Source organism: Novosphingobium resinovorum, assembly GCF_036352595.1.
Taxonomy (GTDB): domain Bacteria; phylum Pseudomonadota; class Alphaproteobacteria; order Sphingomonadales; family Sphingomonadaceae; genus Novosphingobium; species Novosphingobium resinovorum_B.
Window position 1 is genome coordinate 61,331 of the sequence record NZ_JAZFAX010000025.1, and the last position, 17,806, is coordinate 79,136.

The 17,806-nt window shown below is 63.1% G+C and carries 18 protein-coding genes and 1 pseudogene; 10 read left to right on the forward strand and 9 right to left on the reverse strand.

Annotated elements, in window-relative coordinates; genetic code table 11:
- The first annotated feature begins 210 nt into the window (after window positions 1-210).
- The 10 genes from V2S85_RS19990 to V2S85_RS20035 all read left to right on the forward strand — a co-directional run bounded on the left by V2S85_RS19990 (window position 211) and on the right by V2S85_RS20035 (window position 11,443).
- Window positions 211-1,377, forward strand: a complete 1,167-nt coding sequence (locus V2S85_RS19990; RefSeq protein WP_330704573.1) for a nucleotide sugar dehydrogenase — start codon at window positions 211-213, stop codon at window positions 1,375-1,377.
- Window positions 1,378-1,568: 191 nt separating this feature from the next.
- Window positions 1,569-2,531, forward strand: a complete 963-nt coding sequence (fcl, locus tag V2S85_RS19995) for a GDP-L-fucose synthase (RefSeq protein WP_330704574.1) — start codon at window positions 1,569-1,571, stop codon at window positions 2,529-2,531.
- Window positions 2,532-2,576: 45 nt separating this feature from the next.
- On the forward strand, window positions 2,577-3,383 hold the full coding sequence (locus V2S85_RS20000) for a WecB/TagA/CpsF family glycosyltransferase (protein ID WP_330704575.1): 807 nt from the start codon (window positions 2,577-2,579) through the stop codon (window positions 3,381-3,383).
- Window positions 3,384-3,392: 9 nt separating this feature from the next.
- The gene (locus V2S85_RS20005) at window positions 3,393-3,926 is read left to right on the forward strand and encodes a hypothetical protein (RefSeq protein WP_330704576.1); all 534 of its coding nucleotides are present in this window, start codon (window positions 3,393-3,395) and stop codon (window positions 3,924-3,926) included.
- A complete protein-coding gene (locus tag V2S85_RS20010; RefSeq protein WP_330704577.1) occupies window positions 3,923-5,047 on the forward strand; it encodes a glycosyltransferase family 4 protein in 1,125 nt (374 codons plus the stop codon). Before V2S85_RS20005 ends, V2S85_RS20010 begins: the two co-directional genes overlap by 4 nt.
- Before the next feature lie 224 nt (window positions 5,048-5,271).
- Complete coding sequence (locus V2S85_RS20015; RefSeq protein ID WP_330704578.1) at window positions 5,272-6,393, forward strand: EpsG family protein; 1,122 nt, start codon at window positions 5,272-5,274, stop codon at window positions 6,391-6,393.
- A 317-nt stretch (window positions 6,394-6,710) separates the two neighbouring features.
- Window positions 6,711-8,024, forward strand: coding sequence for a flippase (locus tag V2S85_RS20020; protein WP_330704579.1), 1,314 nt, complete (start codon window positions 6,711-6,713; stop codon window positions 8,022-8,024).
- Window position 8,025: 1 nt separating this feature from the next.
- Complete coding sequence (locus V2S85_RS20025; RefSeq protein WP_330704580.1) at window positions 8,026-9,114, forward strand: nitroreductase family protein; 1,089 nt, start codon at window positions 8,026-8,028, stop codon at window positions 9,112-9,114.
- Window positions 9,115-9,122: 8 nt separating this feature from the next.
- The gene (locus tag V2S85_RS20030; protein WP_330704581.1) at window positions 9,123-10,271 is read left to right on the forward strand and encodes a polysaccharide pyruvyl transferase family protein; all 1,149 of its coding nucleotides are present in this window, start codon (window positions 9,123-9,125) and stop codon (window positions 10,269-10,271) included.
- Window positions 10,272-10,312: 41 nt separating this feature from the next.
- A complete protein-coding gene (locus V2S85_RS20035) occupies window positions 10,313-11,443 on the forward strand; it encodes a glycosyltransferase family 4 protein (protein ID WP_330704582.1) in 1,131 nt (376 codons plus the stop codon).
- Between the two features lie 48 nt (window positions 11,444-11,491).
- On the opposite strand, the gene V2S85_RS20040 is transcribed toward V2S85_RS20035, so the two are convergent.
- The 9 genes and pseudogenes from V2S85_RS20040 to V2S85_RS27280 all read right to left on the reverse strand — a co-directional run.
- Window positions 11,492-12,787 (reverse strand): hypothetical protein, encoded by a 1,296-nt coding sequence (locus V2S85_RS20040; protein ID WP_330704583.1) that lies wholly within the window; start codon window positions 12,785-12,787, stop codon window positions 11,492-11,494.
- 157 nt (window positions 12,788-12,944) lie between these two features.
- Window positions 12,945-13,544 (reverse strand): acyltransferase, encoded by a 600-nt coding sequence (locus V2S85_RS20045; protein WP_330704584.1) that lies wholly within the window; start codon window positions 13,542-13,544, stop codon window positions 12,945-12,947.
- 1 nt (window position 13,545) lies between these two features.
- Window positions 13,546-14,433, reverse strand: a complete 888-nt coding sequence (locus V2S85_RS20050) for a glycosyltransferase family 2 protein (protein ID WP_330704585.1) — start codon at window positions 14,431-14,433, stop codon at window positions 13,546-13,548.
- A 101-nt stretch (window positions 14,434-14,534) separates the two neighbouring features.
- Window positions 14,535-14,906, reverse strand: a complete 372-nt coding sequence (locus V2S85_RS20055; protein ID WP_330704586.1) for an NUDIX domain-containing protein — start codon at window positions 14,904-14,906, stop codon at window positions 14,535-14,537.
- A 107-nt stretch (window positions 14,907-15,013) separates the two neighbouring features.
- Window positions 15,014-15,640, reverse strand: a complete 627-nt coding sequence (locus tag V2S85_RS20060) for a 6-phosphogluconolactonase (RefSeq protein ID WP_419198220.1) — start codon at window positions 15,638-15,640, stop codon at window positions 15,014-15,016.
- Between the two features lie 40 nt (window positions 15,641-15,680).
- Entirely contained in the window at window positions 15,681-16,139 is a 459-nt protein-coding gene (locus tag V2S85_RS20065; RefSeq protein ID WP_330704587.1) for a DNA starvation/stationary phase protection protein, read from the reverse strand.
- A gap of 94 nt (window positions 16,140-16,233) precedes the next feature.
- On the reverse strand, window positions 16,234-16,791 hold the full coding sequence (locus V2S85_RS20070) for a hypothetical protein (protein ID WP_330704588.1): 558 nt from the start codon (window positions 16,789-16,791) through the stop codon (window positions 16,234-16,236).
- A 44-nt stretch (window positions 16,792-16,835) separates the two neighbouring features.
- Window positions 16,836-17,588: an HAD-IIB family hydrolase gene (locus V2S85_RS20075; protein WP_330704589.1), complete on the reverse strand. Its 753-nt coding sequence runs from the start codon at window positions 17,586-17,588 to the stop codon at window positions 16,836-16,838.
- Between the two features lie 91 nt (window positions 17,589-17,679).
- A pseudogene (locus tag V2S85_RS27280) lies at window positions 17,680-17,806 on the reverse strand (mannose-1-phosphate guanylyltransferase); the annotation flags it as partial.

Below are 17,806 nucleotides of genomic sequence, written 5' to 3' on the forward strand. Positions count from 1 at the left end.
CGCCGTTTCCTGTCCTTATGATGAACGCGGCATTGTCCAATTTCACGAATCGATTACGTGCACAAAAGCATTGACGTTGTCTGCTGCATTGCGGAATACCCGTAGCGGAAACAGCGTTGGCAGAAGACATCTTCGGCTTGATGCACGGGGGGCTGTGCGGACACCGGTTCGCGCAAGTCCTCGATAATTCGTTTTTGTGAGCCATTTTCCATGAAAATTGCAGTTTTCGGCCTGGGCTACGTAGGGCTTTCCAATGCGGTGCTGCTCGCGCAGCATAACGATGTGGTGGCGGTGGATATTTCGGCCGATCGGGTCGAAATGCTCAATGCCCGCCGCTCGCCGATCCAGGATGCGGAACTGGAAGAGTTCCTGCGCGACAAGCCGCTCGCGCTGACGGCCACACTGGACCCGGCTCTCGCGCTGGAGGGGGCCGACTATACCATCGTCGCGACGCCCACCAACTATGACGTAGAGACCGACAAGTTCGATACCTCGTCGGTCGAGGCGGTTATCCGCAAGGCGATGGAGATCAATCCGGCGACCACGATCGTCGTGAAGTCCACGATCCCGGTCGGCTTCATCGACGAGGTGCGCGCCCGGTTCGGGACCGAGCAGGTGATTTTCAGCCCCGAGTTCCTGCGCGAGGGCAAGGCGCTCTACGACAACCTGTATCCTTCGCGGATCATTGTCGGCGAGCGCTCCGAGCGGGCCAGGATCTTCGCCGACCTGCTGCTCGAGGGCGCGATCCGGAAGGACGTGGAGATCCTCTCCACCGACTCGCGCGAGGCCGAGGCGATCAAGCTTTTCGCCAACACCTACCTCGCCATGCGCGTGGCCTTCTTCAACGAACTCGACAGCTACGCGATCTCACGCGGAATGGATACGCGGCAGATCATCGAAGGCATCGGTCTCGACCCGCGCATCGGGTCGCATTACAACAACCCCAGCTTCGGCTATGGCGGATACTGCCTGCCCAAGGATACCAAGCAGCTGCTGGCGAACTATTCGGAAGTTCCCCAGAACCTCATCCGTGCGATCGTGGATGCCAATCGCACGCGCAAGGATTTCCTCGCCGATCAGATCATCGCGGCCAAGCCTCGACGGGTCGGTGTCTTCCGTCTGGTCATGAAGGCGGGATCCGACAATTTCCGCCAGTCTTCGATCCAGGGAATCATGAAGCGGATCAAGGCCAAGGGCATTGAGGTCGTTGTCTATGAGCCTTCGATGGAAGCGGGCGATTTCTTCGGATCGATGATCGTGAACGACCTTGACCGGTTCAAGCAGGACTGCGACGTGATTATCGCAAATCGCATGACGGCTGCGATCGAGGACGTGAAAGAGAAGGTCTTCACTCGCGACCTGTTCGGTTCGGATTGAGCGCGGGCTTGCGATGCCCGCCCGGCTACCGGGCTGAACGTTTTGCCGGAGGATGCCGACCGATCGCTACGACCGGCGGCGCCACGGCGTGAGGGACGCGGCAGGTTCCGGTCGTCGGTTCGTGTCACATGGCTGCCGAGCATCCAGGTTCGCATGCGGCAGCGACTGAAAGAGTTCGAGGAGACAAGGTCATGAAGGTCTACGTTGCGGGACATCGCGGCATGGTGGGCGGTGCTATCGCCCGCAAGTTGAGGGAACGCGGCGCCGAAGTGGTCTGCCGTACGCATGCCGAACTCGATCTGACCGATCAGGTGGCGGTGCGGGATTTCCTGGCTTCGGAAAAGCCCGATGGCGTCGTGCTGGCGGCCGCCAAGGTCGGCGGCATCCATGCCAACAACACCTACCCGGCCGAGTTCATCTACGAGAACCTGATGATCGAGTGCAATGTCGTGCACCAGGCCTTCGCGGCCGGAGTGCGGAAGTTGCTGTTCCTCGGGTCGTCTTGCATCTATCCTCGCGCGGTGGCCCAGCCGATGCGTGAAGACGCGCTGTTGACCGGTATCCTGGAGCCGACCAACGAACCTTACGCCATCGCCAAGATCGCGGGCATCAAGCTGTGCGAAAGCTATAATCGCCAGTACGGCACCGACTACCGCAGCGTCATGCCGACCAACCTTTATGGTCCGGGCGACAACTTCCACCCCGAAAATTCGCACGTGATGCCGGCGCTCATCCGCCGTTTCCACGAAGCGGTGGAGAACGGCGCGCGTGAAGTGGTGATCTGGGGCACCGGGACGCCGCGCCGCGAGTTCCTGCACGTCGATGACATGGCGGAGGCCTCGCTGTTCGTCTTCGATCTTGCGCCCGACGCGTACCAGGCGAACACCGAACCGATGCTGAGCCACATCAACGTGGGCTACGGGGACGACGTCACGATTGCGGAACTCGCGGGGATGGTTGCCGAAGTGACCGGGTTCCAGGGCGAGATCAGCTTCGATTCCACCAAGCCCGACGGCACCATGCGCAAGCTCATGGATTCGGCGCGCCTTACCGCTATGGGGTGGAAACCGCGGGTGGAACTGGCGGAAGGCATCCGCGAGACTTACCAGTGGTATCTGGCGAACCATATCGCGCCGGTCGTGCCTGCGGCATGATGGGACAGGCTGCGGTATCGACCGAATTCGATGGGGCATGATGATATGACGACAACCGTGATCGATTATCCCCGGACGAACAAGGTGGATGCCACCGCGACACGTACGGCGGCGGGCGTGCCCGCCACCCGCGTGCTGGACGTGCCGGTCAGTACCGTGAACATGCCGGTGGCGGTGGCGACGATCCTGGACTGGATCGCCAACCGCAACGCCCAGTACATCTGCGTTCGCGACGTCCATGGCGTGATGCGGGCGCAGGATGATCCGGCGCTGATGGCGATCCACGACGGCGCCGGGCTCATCACTCCGGACGGCATGCCGCTGGTCTGGACGCTCCACGCCCGTGGCTACAAGACGGCGGACCGGGTCTGCGGTGCCGACCTCGTCGCGGCGCTGTGCGAGGGTGGCCTGGCGACGGGTGCGCGGCACTATTTCTACGGCGGCAAGCCCGGCGTGGCGGAGCGCATGGCGGCGGAACTGCTCCGCCGCTTTCCGGGCATGAAGATCGTGGGCATGGGCACACCGCCGTTTCGTGCCTTGACCCCGGAAGAGGACTTGCAGGCCACCGAGGAGATTTCCGCCGCGCAGCCGGATATCGTCTGGGTCGGGCTTTCAACGCCGAAGCAGGAATACTGGATGCGCGACCATGTCGGTCGCATACCGGGAGCGACGCTGGTCGGCATCGGTGCGGCTTTCGACTTCTATGCAGGCGACGTGAAGCGCGCGCCCGAATGGATGCACAAGTCGGGGCTCGAGTGGCTGCACCGGCTTGTCAGCGAACCCCGCCGGTTGTGGCGTCGTTATCTGGTGATGGCGCCCAAGTTCGTGTTCAAGGTTCTGACGCAGCGGTGAAGATACGAGATGCTCGGAAAACTTGCGCAGCGACTGAAGCGCTGTCTCTTCGTGGGTCGACGTGTGAGTATCGGCTCGGGGTTTCACATCGGCATTCTGTCGTTCGTGAGTTCCTCTAGGCATCTGCGCATCGGCAATGACGTCTATATCGGGAAATTCTGCTCCATCCAGGTGAATGGAAGTATCGGGGACGGCGTGCTCATCGCGAACAACGTTGGTATCGTCGGCCGGCGCGACCATGACATGCGCGCAGTGGGAACGTCCATCAGGCGGGCTCCATGGGTGGGAACGGATGCCTATCTGGCGGATGACCCCAAGAACAGCATCGAGATTGGACCCGATGTATGGGTTGGCTTTGGTGCCGTCATTCTCAGTGGGGTCAGGATAGGCCGCGGAGCGATCATCGCTGCGGGCTCCGTCGTGGTGGATGACGTGGCGCCTTACGATATCGTTTCCGGAAATCCGGCACGCGTGGTCGCCCGGCGGTTTTCAACCGAGCAGATCGTCGAACATGAACGAATTCTTGCGGAGAAGGCCCAGTGAAGCGGGTTTCCTATATCTTTCCGACCTCGCATCACTACAGGAAGCCGTTTCATGAAAAGCTCCGGCTGCTTCTGGCAGAACGGAACGTCGATTATCGGGTAGTCTACTGCGACCCGAAGGCCGAGAATATCAAGAAGAACGATACGGTTGATATCGACTGGGGCGTCAAGGTCGGTACCAAGACCCTGCCGTTCGGATTGGAGTACCAGTGCGGTTTCAGGGAAGCGCTGAAATCGGATATGGTCATCGTCCAGCAGGAAAACAAACTCGTCCTCAACTACATGTTGAACATTCTGTCCATGCTCGGTGCCAAGAGGCTCGCCTATTTCGGGCATGGCCGAAACTTCCAGTCGCGCAACCCTTCGGGACTGAGCGAACGGTGGAAGCGCTTGTGGGCGACCAAGGTGAATTGGTGGTTCGGCTATACCGAAGAGACACGCAGGCATGTCGTGTCACTTGGTTTTCCGTCCGATAATATCACCGTCTTCAACAATTCTGTCGACACCTCCCAGCTGCGAGGACAGGTGGAGCGAATCACCCCTGAGCGCTTGCAGGTACTGCGGGCGGAACTGGGCCTCGCCGGCAGGAATGTCGGCGTGTTCGTGGGTGGCATCTATCCTGACAAGCGGATGGCTTTCCTGATTGAAGCCTGCGAACGGATTCGTTCGAGGATTCCTGATTTCGAATTGCTGGTCGTGGGCGGCGGGGCAGATCTCCCGGTGATAGAGGCGCTTGCCAAGAGTCGGCCCTGGGTCAGGGTTCTTGGGCCACGCTTCGGCGTGGAGAAAGTGGAATTGATGATGTTGGGGCATGTTTTCATGATGCCCGGACTCATGGGGTTGGCCATTCTTGATGCGGCGGTGGTCGGTCTTCCGATCGCGACTACCAGATATCCATGGCACAGCCCTGAAATCGCCTACCTGGATGTCGATCGCAACGGCGTCATGGTGGACGAATGGGAAAATTCGCAAGCCTATGCCGACGCTGTATCGGGCATCCTGGTCGATGCTGCCGTCCAGCAATCGATGGCTGCCGAGGCACGGGCCATGGCCGATCGCTATTCCATCGAGCGGATGGCGGAGAACTTTGCCGCCGGCGTTTTGCGGGCGCTTGATGCGTGAGCAGGCGATCTGGTTTCGTGACAGATCGTGATCGCTGAAACATGGCAGTTCGGCTCGTTCGGCTGCCCGTTCAACCGGACTTCCGGCCACCGGGCCGCCGGTGCACGCAAAGGCTGTTATTTCCCTTTCGTCACAGCTACTGAACCTCCGGAGCCAAGGGCGGCGAGGCCTTTCATCCGGCTGCTGCTCATGATTGCGCTTGATGCGGGAAATGGACTTTTGAGATGATCCTCATCCTGATTTTCGGAATGATTATCTGGTCCATCGTCGATCCGCGAAGAAGCACGGCAATCTATTGCGCGACTCTTGCCATCGTCATCGCGGCTCTGGCCCAGATGAATATGAACAAGGACATGTCGGGGGACTGGGTCTGGTATACTCAGCATTATCTTCGGCTCGAGTATATGAATTTCTTTTCGTACCTTGGTGCGAAAATCGGTTCCATTGTGGTGAAATGGAATGAGCCGGTATATTATGCGATATGTAAGATTGTCTCCGTTTATTCCAGAGGAGACATCCCTACCCTTGCTCTTGTCATTACGCTGATAGACTATGTACTTGTCGGAGTGGCTGTGTTCCGGGTCGGCGGAGCCTTGTTCGTCAAGGAGGGGCGTAATCCCAACGCGATCGCGCTGATCGGATGCGTTCTGCTTGCGATGAGCTTTACGCTTGTGACGCATCTCGTCCGGCAGGTCATGGGTGCGTCGTTTTGCATCCTCGGCTATTCCTATTTACGCCGGGGTAACCAGTGGATGGCCGGTGCGCTGGCGGTGATCGCTCTTCTGACCCACCAATCCGTCGCCTTGCTGGTGTTGATCCTGTATGCGCCGGTGTTGTTGGAACTCTATTTCAAGAAGCGGAGCACGCGGCGGCTGTTTAGTTTCGGAGCTATTCTTGTAGCGGCGGCATTGGGATATTACATTTCCCATTCTTCGATAAGCTCGCTGGGGCAGAAGGACGATGGTTCAATTTCCATCGGCCTCGTTCTCATTGATGCGGCGATTTTTGCGGCACTTGCAGTTGTCGTATTCACGAATCGCCGTCGGGATATGATGGCGAGCCACTTTCTTCTTTCTTATCTGATTTTCTACGCGGCCCTGATGACTCTCCTGACCGTTCCTCTGGCGGTGCTGAGGATTTATTTCTACCTCGATTTCGTCAGGACGATGGCCTTGCTTCTGCTCGTCATCAAGGGTGTTCGGTTCTTGCCGAAGGCGCTGGACACGGCGCTTCCTGGCGTTGGCTTATTGGGGCTGGGGCTACTGTATGTCGGATTGCGCATTGACCGCGCGCCATTCGATTTTGGTGGGTCTCTGTGGCATTATTTGGCGTATCCAATATTTTAGACAGCCCGAGGCAGTGGGCGATGCGCTGTTGTTGCTGCGCGGCGAAATGCCTACTGAGCACTTGCAGCATAATCTCCTTGACTGCACCTGCGGTGAGGCTGATTAGACCACTAGGTAAAGTTCTCGGTGCTTTGTGATCCAGGCCGGTATTCAGGTTTCAGTCGCGCGTAGCATTCGCTTCCGGGGCTTCCGCCGTGCGGTTTGGTACGTTGCCGCCGGGCTTGTGCCATTCGAACTGAACGTTCCAGCGTACTTTTCTTACCGGGTAGACGATGACCTCAAGCACAACACCTAAGGCTGGGGCCGCCAAGCTCGGGATGAAATCGTACCTGAGCAATTCCGCCTGGCTCATGGCGGACAATCTGTTCACCAATGCGGTTACCTTCATCGTCTTCGTCGGGGTGGCGCGGTATTACGGTGCGGACCAGTATGGCGCCTACGCTTACGTCTTCGCGATAGCGCAGCTTTTCGCCGTGCTCGGGCAGATGGGCCTCGACGGCCTGTTGATCCGTGACCTCGTCGACAATCCCGACGATCATCCGCGAGTGCTCGGCACCGGCGGTGGCTTGCGGTTCGCGGGCTATTGCATCGGCGGTCTGGGCTGCCTCATCTACGGGTTGGTCATGCCGCAGCATGACAGCACTGAACGCTGGCTGTTCTTCTCGGCCTTCCTGTTCATTCTCTTCACGCCGGCGCCGATGCTGCTCGACAACTGGTTCCGCAGCAGGGTCGAAGCCCGGTACTCGACGATCGCGCGCATGGCGGGCACGCTGATCGGCGGGTTGGCGCGGGGCATCGTTATCCTGCTGGGCGGCAGCATCATCATCATGGGTTACGTCCAGGCCGCGTCGGTGCTGATTATCGTCGCCGTGTCGTTGCCTCTGTTCCTACGGCGCGGCGGGCCCGCACCGCATCGCTGGGTCTTCGATCCGAAGAAGGCCAGGGCGATGCTGAGTGAAAGCTGGATGATCTTCCTGGGATCGGCGATGGCACTGATCTACCTCAAGATCGACCAGGTCATGCTGCGCTGGTGGGAAGGTCCGGCCGAGGTCGGCATCTATGCGGTGGCTGCACGCCTGTCGGAGGTGTTCTACTTCATCCCCGCCGCGTTGGTGACAAGCTTCTTTCCGCGACTGATCCAGTTGCACAAGCAAGAGCGGGAGGTCTTCAACGCGCGTTTCGAGAGCCTGCTGGCGCTGCTGGCGCTGCTGGCCTATGCGATCATGATCGGGATTTTCCTGTTCGGGCCGCTGCTCATAAAGTTCGCGTTCGGCCAGCAGTTCGAAGCGGCCGGGCCGGTGCTGATGGTGCACATGTGTTCGATGCCCTTCATCTTCATGCGCTACGCGTTTTCGCGCTGGATGGTGGTGGAGCGGTTCAATGTCTTTTCGGTCATCAGCCAGGGCTGCGGCGCGATCGCCAATGTCCTTCTCAACATCGTCCTGATCCCGCGCTACGGGATGATGGGCTCGGCCGTGGCGACCCTCATCAGCTATGCTGCGGCATCCTATTTCATCCTGCTGGTCTCGCCTCGTACGCGTCCCATCTTCTTCCTGATGACCAAGGCGCTGTTCAAGCCCTGGGTCGCGATCGAGACGGTAAACAGCATTCGATCCGCCAAGAGGGCATGACATGGCAAAGCAAGAACCCCGCAAGCCCGTGAAGCGGCCGCTGCCGGTTCGGGTCGTGACCGGCGGCTGGCGCCGGGCCACCGCCTACCTGCAGCGCGCCCTGAGGGGGCCAGCCAGCCGGAACGGCTTCCTGGCGTCGTTGTACTTCACGTTCCTGTCCACGCGGTTCTATCGCGAACATCGTGCCGTGCTGGCCGGACAGCAGGAGTTTCGCGGCAAGCGCGTCGGCGACAAGGACACGCATGGCGGATTCCGTCGCAACGTGCACCGGCTCGAGAAGGCACTGGTGATGCAGCCGCGCCGCCGCACCTTCGCGGAAGGCTACATCGAGCAGACGGTGGCGCAGTTCGCCGGGGCCATGCTTTCGGAAAGCCGCATCGATGGCAAGGAACGCAAGTGGGCCGGAGACATCCTCAGCGGCTACTTCGACGTCGTGGATGACACCACCGTCATCGCGCGTGCCCGTGAGACGTTCACAGCGACCGGCTACGCCCGGGACGAGGCCGGCACCGACTTCGTCCCTTACGCCAAGCAGGACGTCGTGCCGAGTGGCATTCCCTTCGCCCAGCTTCGCCAACTCTTCATCGAGCGTCGATCGGTTCGCTGGTTCGAGCAGCGGCCGGTTGCGGCCGAACTGCTGGAGCAGGCTGTCGAAGCGGCCGCCTATGCCCCGACGGCCTGCAACCGCCTGCCTTATCGGTTCCACGCCTGCATCGATGCGGAGAAGGCGGTCGAACTGGCAGGACTGGCAGGCGGCACTGCCGGCTTCGTGCACAACATCCCGTGCCTGATCGTGGTCGTCGGCGACATGTCGAACTACGTCGAGGAACGCGACCGTCACCTGATCTACATCGATGGCTCGCTGGCTGCGATGCAACTGATGCTGGCCCTCCAGACGCTGGGCCTGTCGTCCGTGCCGATCAACTGGCCCGACGTCGACGAGCGCGAGGAGCGCATGGCGAAGGCGCTGGGGCTGGCCCCGTTCGAGCGGCCGGTCATGCTGATCGGCGTCGGTTACGGCCTTGACGACGGCCTCATCCCCTACTCCCAGAAGAAGCCGGCCTCGCTGCTTCTTCGAATTGAAAAGTGATCAGATCCATGAGTCCGACCATCGAGATCCGCAAGGCCGGTTTCACCAACAAGGGCGCGGCGATGATGCTGCTCGCCGCGATCCAGGAGGTGCGCCGCCGGTTGCCCGGCGCGCGGCTGGTCGTGGCTGCGAACTATACGACGCCGTTCGAACTGCGCGCGCCGCTCGGCCTGTGGCACCGTGCGGAACTGGTCAAGCGGGGGGTCGACGTGCTCGGTCCCCTCGTCGAGCGGGTGCCGGCCAAGCTGCGTGAACGCTATGGCTTCGTGACCGAGGCGGAAGTCGACATCATCCTCGATGCCGCCGGCTTCGCCTATTCCGACCAGTGGGGCCTCGGCCCGGCTCAGGATTTCGCCAAGCGTGCCGAAAAGTGGAAGCGGGCCGGCAAGAAGCTGATCCTGCTGCCCCAGGCCTTCGGGCCTTTCGAGACGCCCGGCATCAAGGAAGCCATGCGCCGCGCCGCCGATTGCGCCGACCTCATCTTCGCGCGCGAGCAGTCCTCCTACGACTTCCTGACCGGGGCGGTCGGCGCGCGCGACACGATCCGCCTGGCGCCGGACTTCACCAACGTGCTGCGCGCGGTGCCGACCGATCGGATCGCCAAGGGCAGCGGCATGGTGGCCATCGTGCCCAACGCCCGGATGCTCGACAAGGCCGGCGACAAGGAACAGGGGGCCTATCCGGCCTTCCTCGTCCAGGTCATCCGCATCGTGCGGGAGGCGGGGCTCACGCCGTTCTTCCTCGTCCACGAGACGATGGAGGACGGTGCGCTGGCCCGGAGGCTGAACGACCAGGTCGGTGCGCCGCTGGAGATCATCGAGGCGGACGATCCGCTCGTCGCCAAGGGCCTCATCGCACAATGCGACGCGCTGATCGGCAGCCGCTTCCATGCGCTGGTGAGCGCGCTTTCGCAGTCTGTGCCGACGATCGGCACGGGCTGGAGCCACAAGTATCAGGAACTCTTCCGCGACTATGCCTATGCCGAGGGGCTGACGCGGGTGGACCTCGACGAGGCGCAGATCCGTGCCGTTCTGCAGCCGCTGCTATCGATCGAGGGGCGGCAGGCGATTTCCGAGCGGCTCGCGGTGGCGGCGGCGCAGCTCAAGGAAGACGTCTCGGGCATGTGGGATCAGGTGTTCCGCGTGATCGGGGCGTGAATGCCGTCACGACGTCGCATCGGCAGGGGAGCAGCACGGTTATGACTGACGCGTCCAGGAAGGTGTTGTTCTTCCAGCACTCCGGCAACAATGGCGGCGCGCCGCGCAGCCTGTACCAGATCGTCGATGCCTATGAGCGTGAGTTCGGGCCGCAGACCGTGCTGTTCGTCCGCAAGGGACCGGTGCTCAACACGTATTCGGCCATCAAGTCGCGTATTCTGGCCGGCAAGCGGCTGACGCCGTTCCATGGATCGGAAGTCAGCGGCATGAGTCTCAAGCTCGCCCTGCGCAATCTGATGGGCCTTGCGGCCGTGCCCGGCGGGTACTTCAAGTATCTGCGCGGTTACGACGTGGTGTATCTCAACAGTTCGGCGCTGTGCTTCTATGGCATGATGGTCAGGCTGTTCTCGCCCGGGACGCGGATCGTGTGCCACATCCGCGAGCCGTTGCTGGACGGCGCCTGGGGTGCCGTGATCCGCTCGGTGCTGCGCCGCTCGGCCGATCACTGCATCGCGATTTCGCGCAACGAACTGAGCAACCTGAGACTGCCGGACATCTCCAGCGAGGTGGTGTACAACTACGTTCACTCCACCGATTACGCGCCGGAGCGCGGCCGTTCGCTGCACCGCAAGGATGTCAAGGTCGGCCCGGACAAGTTCGTGGCCGGCTATTTCGCCCGTCTCGACGTGAAGAACGGGCTCGGCGATTTTCTCGAGATCGCGCGCAGGCACGAGCACGATCCGCAGATGGCATTCTGCATCTACGGCCATACCGGGGACGAGACGCCTGATGTCAAGGCCCTGCTCGCGGCCGCCGGGCCCAACGTCCATGTCTATCCGATGGTTTTGGACGTGCCGAGCAACCTCGCGGACCTCGACGTCCTCGTGGTGCCTTTCAAGAAGCCGCATTTCTCGCGCTCGGTGGTCGAGGCCGCGATGCTGGCGGTTCCCTCGGTGATCTACGACATCGTCAGTGTGAACGAGACGGTGAAGGACGACGAGACGGGCTACGTTGTTCCGCTGAACGACGTAGCGGCGTTGTCGGCGCGGATCGCGCAGCTCAAGAGCGATCCCGAACGGCGGGCGCAACTGGCGGCGGCTGCCCGCGAATTCGCCATGGAAAGCTTTTCGGAACGCAACTACGCGCGCATTCGCGAGGCGATCAACGCATAAGCGGCGCCCCGGGAAAGCCCCAGGGGCGCTGCGTGCCTTCGCGGAGGGTCAGTCCTTCCCGGATAGCCGGCGGAATGGAACCGGCGTCGATCCCATGAGCGCGCCCTTCCGGTTCCAGGGCGCGTCCGGCGGCATCTCCCGACCGCCGTACAGCGCCCACTTCAGGCTCCGCCCGCGGAACATGCCGGTGTTGACCTGGGTGCCCGGGCTGGCGATGATCGCGTAGCCGTACTGCTCGGCCCAGGTGGTCCCGATCGTCCCGTAGCTGCCGCCGGTGACGACCACGGAAGACAGATTGGGATAAGGGGCGGCACGGTCCCGCGTCTCGCTGTAGATAGCCTGGAAATTGAAGCCCAGGACGTTGTCCAGCCAGACGCCGATGCCACAATATTCGGCTTGGACGGACGTTGCCGCGACGGCCTTGCCGCGACGCAGGCAGATGCCCACGGTCTGCCGGACGACAGCGTACTGCCACGTCTCGCCTGCGGCTTTCTCGGCTTCGAAGCGGCCCGTCTGGCAGAACGCCTCGGTCCAGTTGGGCGGTACGTGCCAGCCGGTCTTGCCATCCTGCGAGCGCAGCACGACCCAGCCGAACATCGGGCTTGGGGTTCCGTCCCAGGTCAACAGATCTGCGTTGCCGCCCCGGGTGACGCTGATCCCGGTCGCGGGCAGGCTGCCGGCAGTGCCCTTGTCGGCATTGGTCATGATGACCGTGTCGAACGTCCAGGCGCTTTCACCGCTTCTCGCGCCGCCCCTGGTGCCGCCCAGGATGATGCCGGCCGTGCGGAAATGCTGACCGTAGATGCGTGCGTAGTACAGGCCCAGCGGGTGCTCCCAGCCGGGACCGAAGTTGATAAACGTATCGGCCCTGCGAAAATCGATGTCCTCGATGATGACCGATCCGCCTGACCCTTTCTCGTCCGTACCGATGAGGTGGCATCCATCACGGCCGTTTCCGACGATGTGAAGGCCGCGAATCTCGTAACTGCTGGTCGGCTTTAGCAGATAACCCGTGAAGTTGGGCGCCGCCTTGAGCACGCTCGCGCCCGGTCCCTTGATCGTTCCGCCACGAATGATGAGCGGCGTGCCGGGCGGCGGCGATATGCTTGCGGAGATCAGGTATCGCGCGCCGGGCTTGGGGACGATGGTGAGCCCTGTCCGGGCTGCGGCCTGCCAGGCCTGGGTGTCGTCGTGGTTACCGTCGCCGACGGCGCCGAACTGCTCGGGGGTCACCGGATCCTTTCCGCCCGATGATCGATTTGCCGGGGCCGCCGCGCGCGCCAGGGGAATGGCGGCAGCGGTGGACATCCCAGCCATGATGGCCGCGCGCCTGCTGAATTCCATTGTCTGGCCTGATCTTGCCAAATTTCCGCTCCTTCGCGATTTTTCCGCAGGGCCGTCGTCGATCGGCACCCGGCCTGACCGACAGGATCGATACCCCGCCAGTCTGCCGTCACTCGATGAACCTTCCCCGAACCGTCCCGTCGCTTTCGGCAAAGCGTCAGAGAGTGCGGATGACTTTCGCCGGGACACCGGCCACGACCGACTTTGCCGGGACGTCGTGCAGGACGACGCTGCGCGCGGCGACGATGGCGCCGTCCCCGATCGTCACGCCTTTCTGGATGACCGCGCCGGTGCCGATGAAAACGTCGTCGCCGATGATCACGGGGGCACTGATGGCGTTCCAGTCCGGCTGCGCGTAACGCCGGTTCTCCGGTTCGTGCGGGTGAAAATCGGTGTCGAAGATGGTGACGTCAGCGCCCATCAGGCACCGCTTGCCGATGGTGATGGACTTTGCCGCGCAGACGACCGTGCCGCTCAGGCCGCAGTCGTCGCCGATGTCGATGCGCGCATCCGGCGTCAGGCAGCGCAGGATCACCGGCCGCGAGACGCCCAGCGCGGTCGCCCACGCGCGGCTGGCGAGGACCACCCGGTCGCCGATCCGCAACGAGCCGGGGGCGGCTGGAACCAGGACCGGCCAGCCGGCGAACTTGACGCCGGTTCCGATGGTTGCGCCAAGCCGCTTGCCGACGAACCGCATGAGCACGGTGTCGCGCTTCCACACGAGGCCCATCCACTTGTTCACGACGAACCGGATCACGTCAGGCCCCGTTTACGCCGTGCATGGAACGCTTCCAGAAGAACAGCAGGTGGCGGTACGGCAGCAGGAAATGAAGCGGCCAGTAGCTGCCGGAATGGCGGCGCGTGAAGTGCCACCAACTGCGGAAAGGCAGGCCGTGGTGGGTGTTGACCTTGCGCCACTGCTCGCGAACGGACAGCAGCGGGGAGCCGTAGCCGCGCTGCGACTTGGCCTTGTTGCCTTCGCACACCCCGATCGTGCCGGGCAGGAGCATCACGGGGATATCCGCCTTCTTCGCACGCAGGCCGTAATCGACATCGCCGAGATTGTGGAAGTACGCCGGATCGTTGATGCCGATCCGGTCCGCCGCGGCCTTGCTCACGAGCACGGCGTTGCCGTTGAACGTGGTGATCGCGCGTAGCTGCGTATCCAGCGGAGGGACAGCCTTGAGGCGGAAGGCCAGCGGCGTGTCTTCCAGGTCGTATCCGCCGTAGCTGATCGAACCATCGGTATCGCGCGTGGCGCCGACGAGGATGAAGCGCGTGTCGCCGCGCTCGCTCGCCATGTCGTTCCAGGTCGCCTGCAGCCGCGCGAAGGCATCGTCGTCGAGCCAGGTGTCGTCGTTGAGCCAGAGGAACGCATCGACCCGGGCGTCCTTCACTTGCGACCAGAGCTGGTGAAGTCCGCCGTTCCAGAACGCGTTGCCGTCGCCGTGGACGATCGTGACATCGGGGTGCGCGTCGGCGACCGCCTGGGGGGTACCGTCGTCGGAAGCGTCGTCGAACAAGGCGATGGAAACGTGCGTTGCCGGGGCTTGCCGGCGAATACGTTCGATAGCCTGGAGCGTCGTCTCGCGGCGGTTTCGGCAAACCATGAGCACAAGGATCGAGAGGGGCGACGTAGTGTCCATCAGGCTTGGCAATCCGGGTCGGCGGTGGCGTTGGAGCGCACCTCGTGCAGGCCGGTGCGGTATATATGTACTTGCCACATGCTGCAATGCGGCAGCGCGCCTTATTCCGATGCCGCGCGGATATCTCCGGCCCAGGCGTGCAGGCGCTCCGCCAGACCGGTGGGCATGGGAGAGGGCAGGGCATCCAGCGGAAAGAAGCGTGCCTCCACGATTTCGCGGCCGTCGGGGCGTGGGTCGCCTCGGGCGTCTCCCCGGACGACCCGCACCGTATTGGGGGTGCCGTGAAGCGTCTCGGTGACGGTGGCGATCAACCGGGCGTCGGCAAGGATGCAGCCGGTTTCCTCACTGAGTTCGCGCCTTGCGGCAAGGATCGGTTCCTCGCCCGGCTTCAGGCCGCCGCCGGGCGGCATCCACTTGTCCGAGCCGTAGGAGTGCCGCACCAGCAGCACGCCTCCCTCCCGATCCAGTGCCACCACGCGCACCCCATGCAGGTGCGTGCCCCGCATGTGCCAGACGCGCACCCGGACGGCATGTGCAAGGCGGTAGAGCGCCCGGTGCAGCGCCGCTGGCAGCAGCAGCGTCAGCAGAAGCAGGTCACCTTGGCGGTGGTCGCTCGCAGAAGCCTGGCGACGGGCAGGTCGTGGCCACCCGCGACTGCCGCGTCGAATATCGCGCGCTTCTCGGCGCCGCGAATGACGAAGACGATCTCGTCGCTGTCGAGCAGCGAGGGTATGGTCAGGCTCAGCCGGTCGAACGGGGCTTCGGGAGGGAGCGGGTCGGGAGTGAGCCGTCTCACGGCGAGGGGATCGTCCACCTGCGGGTCGGTGTTGGGAAACAGCGAGGCGATGTGGCCGTCGCCGCCCATGCCGAGCCAGGCGATCGCGAAGCGCGGCGGTACGGCGTCCTGCGTCAGGGGCACGATCCCCGCGCCGACCGGTTCGAGGCGGGCGCGGATCTTGCCGACGTTGCTCGCGGGGTGGTCTTCGGGAACGATGCGGTCGTCTCCCGGCCATACCGCGATGCGCGGCCAGGGCAGGTCTTCGAGCGCGAGCCTGTCGAAGATCGGGAACGGCGTCGAGCCGCCGGGAACCGTGATCGCGATCTCCGGAGATACCGCGAGCGCCGCGTCCAGGCGTTCGGCGAACCAGTTGGCGATGGCACCGTCGTCGGCGCCTTCGATCATTTCGACATTCGGCAGATGGGTCATGGGGAGCGCCTTAGCACTCCCCTACCGGTGGGCAAACGGTTCAGGCGATGATCTCGCGCAGGAACCATGCGCGCTGTTCGGCCTGGTCGGTCCAGTCGTCGATGATCCCGTCGGTGGCGTTGTCACCGGCTTCGCCGGCCAGTTCCTTGGTCGCCTTGAGCGTGGCGACGTAGGCCGTGTTGTCCTCGAACAGCTCCTTGACCATCGCCATCGCGTCGAGGCCCGTGTCGTCCTCATCCTTGATCGAGGTCTTGGCGGCGATCGAGCCGATCGAGGTCAGCGTCTTGCCACCCAGCTTGCGCACGCGTTCGGCGATGAGGTCGGTAAGGCCGAAGACTTCGGTGGCCTGGGCATCGAACAGCAGGTGCAGGTCGTGGAACTGCGGGCCCTTGACGTGCCAGTGGAAGTTCTTGGTCTTGACGTAGAGTGCGAGAGTGTCGGCCAGCAGTCCGTTGAGGCTGTCGATGAGTGCGGCCTGCGAGTTGTCCTTGGAAGTCATGTCGTGGTCCCTCTGTGAGTGCTTTGTCGTGTTGTGAACAGAACTACGCTCTCGAAACGCAGATAGGAAGGATGGGTTCGATTGCAAAAATCGATCAGAGAATTCCGATCTGTCGCATGCCCATCGCGAGCGCTGCCAGGACGAGGACGGTGCCTGTGACCCGCCGGGTCCAGCGGGCCGCCGGCGCGCCGAGAAGCTCGGGGCAGCGCCATGCGAATGTGGCCAGCACGATCCCGCCGAGCGCTCCGGCGACCCCGGCGGTCGAGGGCGCCGCGAGGCCCACGCCCATGCCGAAGACGAGGAACCTCGCCGCGTCGGTCAATTGTCCGGCCAGGAGGACCAGGGCGAGGGCACCAAGCGAATTGGTTGGCTCGCGCAAGTCGCGCCGGGGGGCGAGTATCATCGATTCAAGGCCTGCAAGGGCCAGCGCGATCGCGGCGAAGATCGTGCGTGCGGGCGGGGGCAGGCGTTCCAGCATCAGCGCCGCCGCCCATGCGGCCAGGGCGGCGGTCGCGATGCAGGTCAGCAGGGCCACGACCAGGACCGCCGGGCGGCGCCCTTGCCGCAGGCTCAGCCCGGCGACGATCAACTGGTCGCGTGCGCCGAAGCCGGCGAGCAGCACGGCGATGAGGGTAAGATAGAAAGCGGGCATGGCAGCATGCTAATGCCCGCTTGAGGGCCGGTTAGCGAGCCGTTTCAGCCCGCCTTCTGGCAGGCGACGATCGCGGTGATGACATTGGCGGTATCGGCCGGATCGCGTACGCATACGGTGTCGAGACCCATGGCCTTGGCCGGGTAGTCGTTGCCACCGGGGAAGATGGCATCGCCGATGAACAGCATGTCGGCTTCGGCGACACCGCTGCGCTCGGCCAGGCGCTTGAGCCCCCAGGCCTTGTCCACGCCGGGCTGGGTGACATCGACCGAAGTCGCTCCGCCCAGGTTGATCGATACGCCGGGCAGGCGCTTGAGCAGGTCTGCCTGGATCACCTTGCGCTTGGCGAAGTCCGGATCCCAGATTTCCTTGGCATGGAGCGGTGCCTGCTGGCCCAGCGCGGAGAAGGTGATCTGGCTGCCGCGATCCTCGATCCGCTCGCCCCAGGTCTCCTCGGGGGTGAAGCCGGTCGCGGAGAGCGCGGCGTCGAAGGCGTCGAGGATTTCGCGCTTCTGCTCCTCGGTGAACAGTTCCGCGTAGATGGTTTCCCACTTTCCGTCGTTGTGGAGGTACAGCTTGGCGCCGCTGGTGGGCATCATCCACAAGCGTGAAAGGTCGGCATGCGCGGGCAGTCGGCTGGCGACCTGCTTGTCGAACTGCGGCCAGTCGCCGCCGGAAATGACCGCGACTTGCGCCACGGTGAGCAATTGGGCGAGCAGTTCCGCCATCTCGTCGGTCAGAGGCTGCTTGCTGAGTGCCAGCGTCCCGTCCAGGTCGAACGCAACGATTTTCTTCATTCCATGTCCTTCAAGAGCTTGGCGGGAAGTCACTGCCCGATGAAATCGCGTCAGGGTCGATCGCTACAGGATCATCGGGCGCGGCGAAAGATCACTGGTTCCTGGCGCCGGCGAGATTGCCGACTTTCTGCACGCCTGCGGTGGTGGTGATCATGATGTCGTCGCCATCGATGACGACGATCACGTCCTCCAGCCCGATCACCGAGACGCGCGGCCCG

What these genes read in the sequence shown, in the direction of transcription:
- V2S85_RS20070 (WP_330704588.1), bottom strand. Translation starts at nt 16,791, where the DNA reads ATGCCCGCTTTCTATCTTACCCTCATCGCCGTGCTGCTCGCCGGCTTC.
- V2S85_RS20000 (WP_330704575.1), top strand. Translation starts at nt 2,577, where the DNA reads ATGACGACAACCGTGATCGATTATCCCCGGACGAACAAGGTGGATGCC.
- V2S85_RS20060 (WP_419198220.1), bottom strand. Translation starts at nt 15,640, where the DNA reads ATGACCCATCTGCCGAATGTCGAAATGATCGAAGGCGCCGACGACGGT.
- V2S85_RS19990 (WP_330704573.1), top strand. Translation starts at nt 211, where the DNA reads ATGAAAATTGCAGTTTTCGGCCTGGGCTACGTAGGGCTTTCCAATGCG.
- V2S85_RS20035 (WP_330704582.1), top strand. Translation starts at nt 10,313, where the DNA reads ATGACTGACGCGTCCAGGAAGGTGTTGTTCTTCCAGCACTCCGGCAAC.
- V2S85_RS20030 (WP_330704581.1), top strand. Translation starts at nt 9,123, where the DNA reads ATGAGTCCGACCATCGAGATCCGCAAGGCCGGTTTCACCAACAAGGGC.
- V2S85_RS20015 (WP_330704578.1), top strand. Translation starts at nt 5,272, where the DNA reads ATGATCCTCATCCTGATTTTCGGAATGATTATCTGGTCCATCGTCGAT.
- V2S85_RS20005 (WP_330704576.1), top strand. Translation starts at nt 3,393, where the DNA reads ATGCTCGGAAAACTTGCGCAGCGACTGAAGCGCTGTCTCTTCGTGGGT.
- V2S85_RS20065 (WP_330704587.1), bottom strand. Translation starts at nt 16,139, where the DNA reads ATGACTTCCAAGGACAACTCGCAGGCCGCACTCATCGACAGCCTCAAC.
- V2S85_RS20050 (WP_330704585.1), bottom strand. Translation starts at nt 14,433, where the DNA reads ATGGACACTACGTCGCCCCTCTCGATCCTTGTGCTCATGGTTTGCCGA.
- fcl (WP_330704574.1), top strand. Translation starts at nt 1,569, where the DNA reads ATGAAGGTCTACGTTGCGGGACATCGCGGCATGGTGGGCGGTGCTATC.
- V2S85_RS20040 (WP_330704583.1), bottom strand. Translation starts at nt 12,787, where the DNA reads ATGGAATTCAGCAGGCGCGCGGCCATCATGGCTGGGATGTCCACCGCT.
- V2S85_RS20075 (WP_330704589.1), bottom strand. Translation starts at nt 17,588, where the DNA reads ATGAAGAAAATCGTTGCGTTCGACCTGGACGGGACGCTGGCACTCAGC.
- V2S85_RS20020 (WP_330704579.1), top strand. Translation starts at nt 6,711, where the DNA reads ATGAAATCGTACCTGAGCAATTCCGCCTGGCTCATGGCGGACAATCTG.
- V2S85_RS20025 (WP_330704580.1), top strand. Translation starts at nt 8,026, where the DNA reads ATGGCAAAGCAAGAACCCCGCAAGCCCGTGAAGCGGCCGCTGCCGGTT.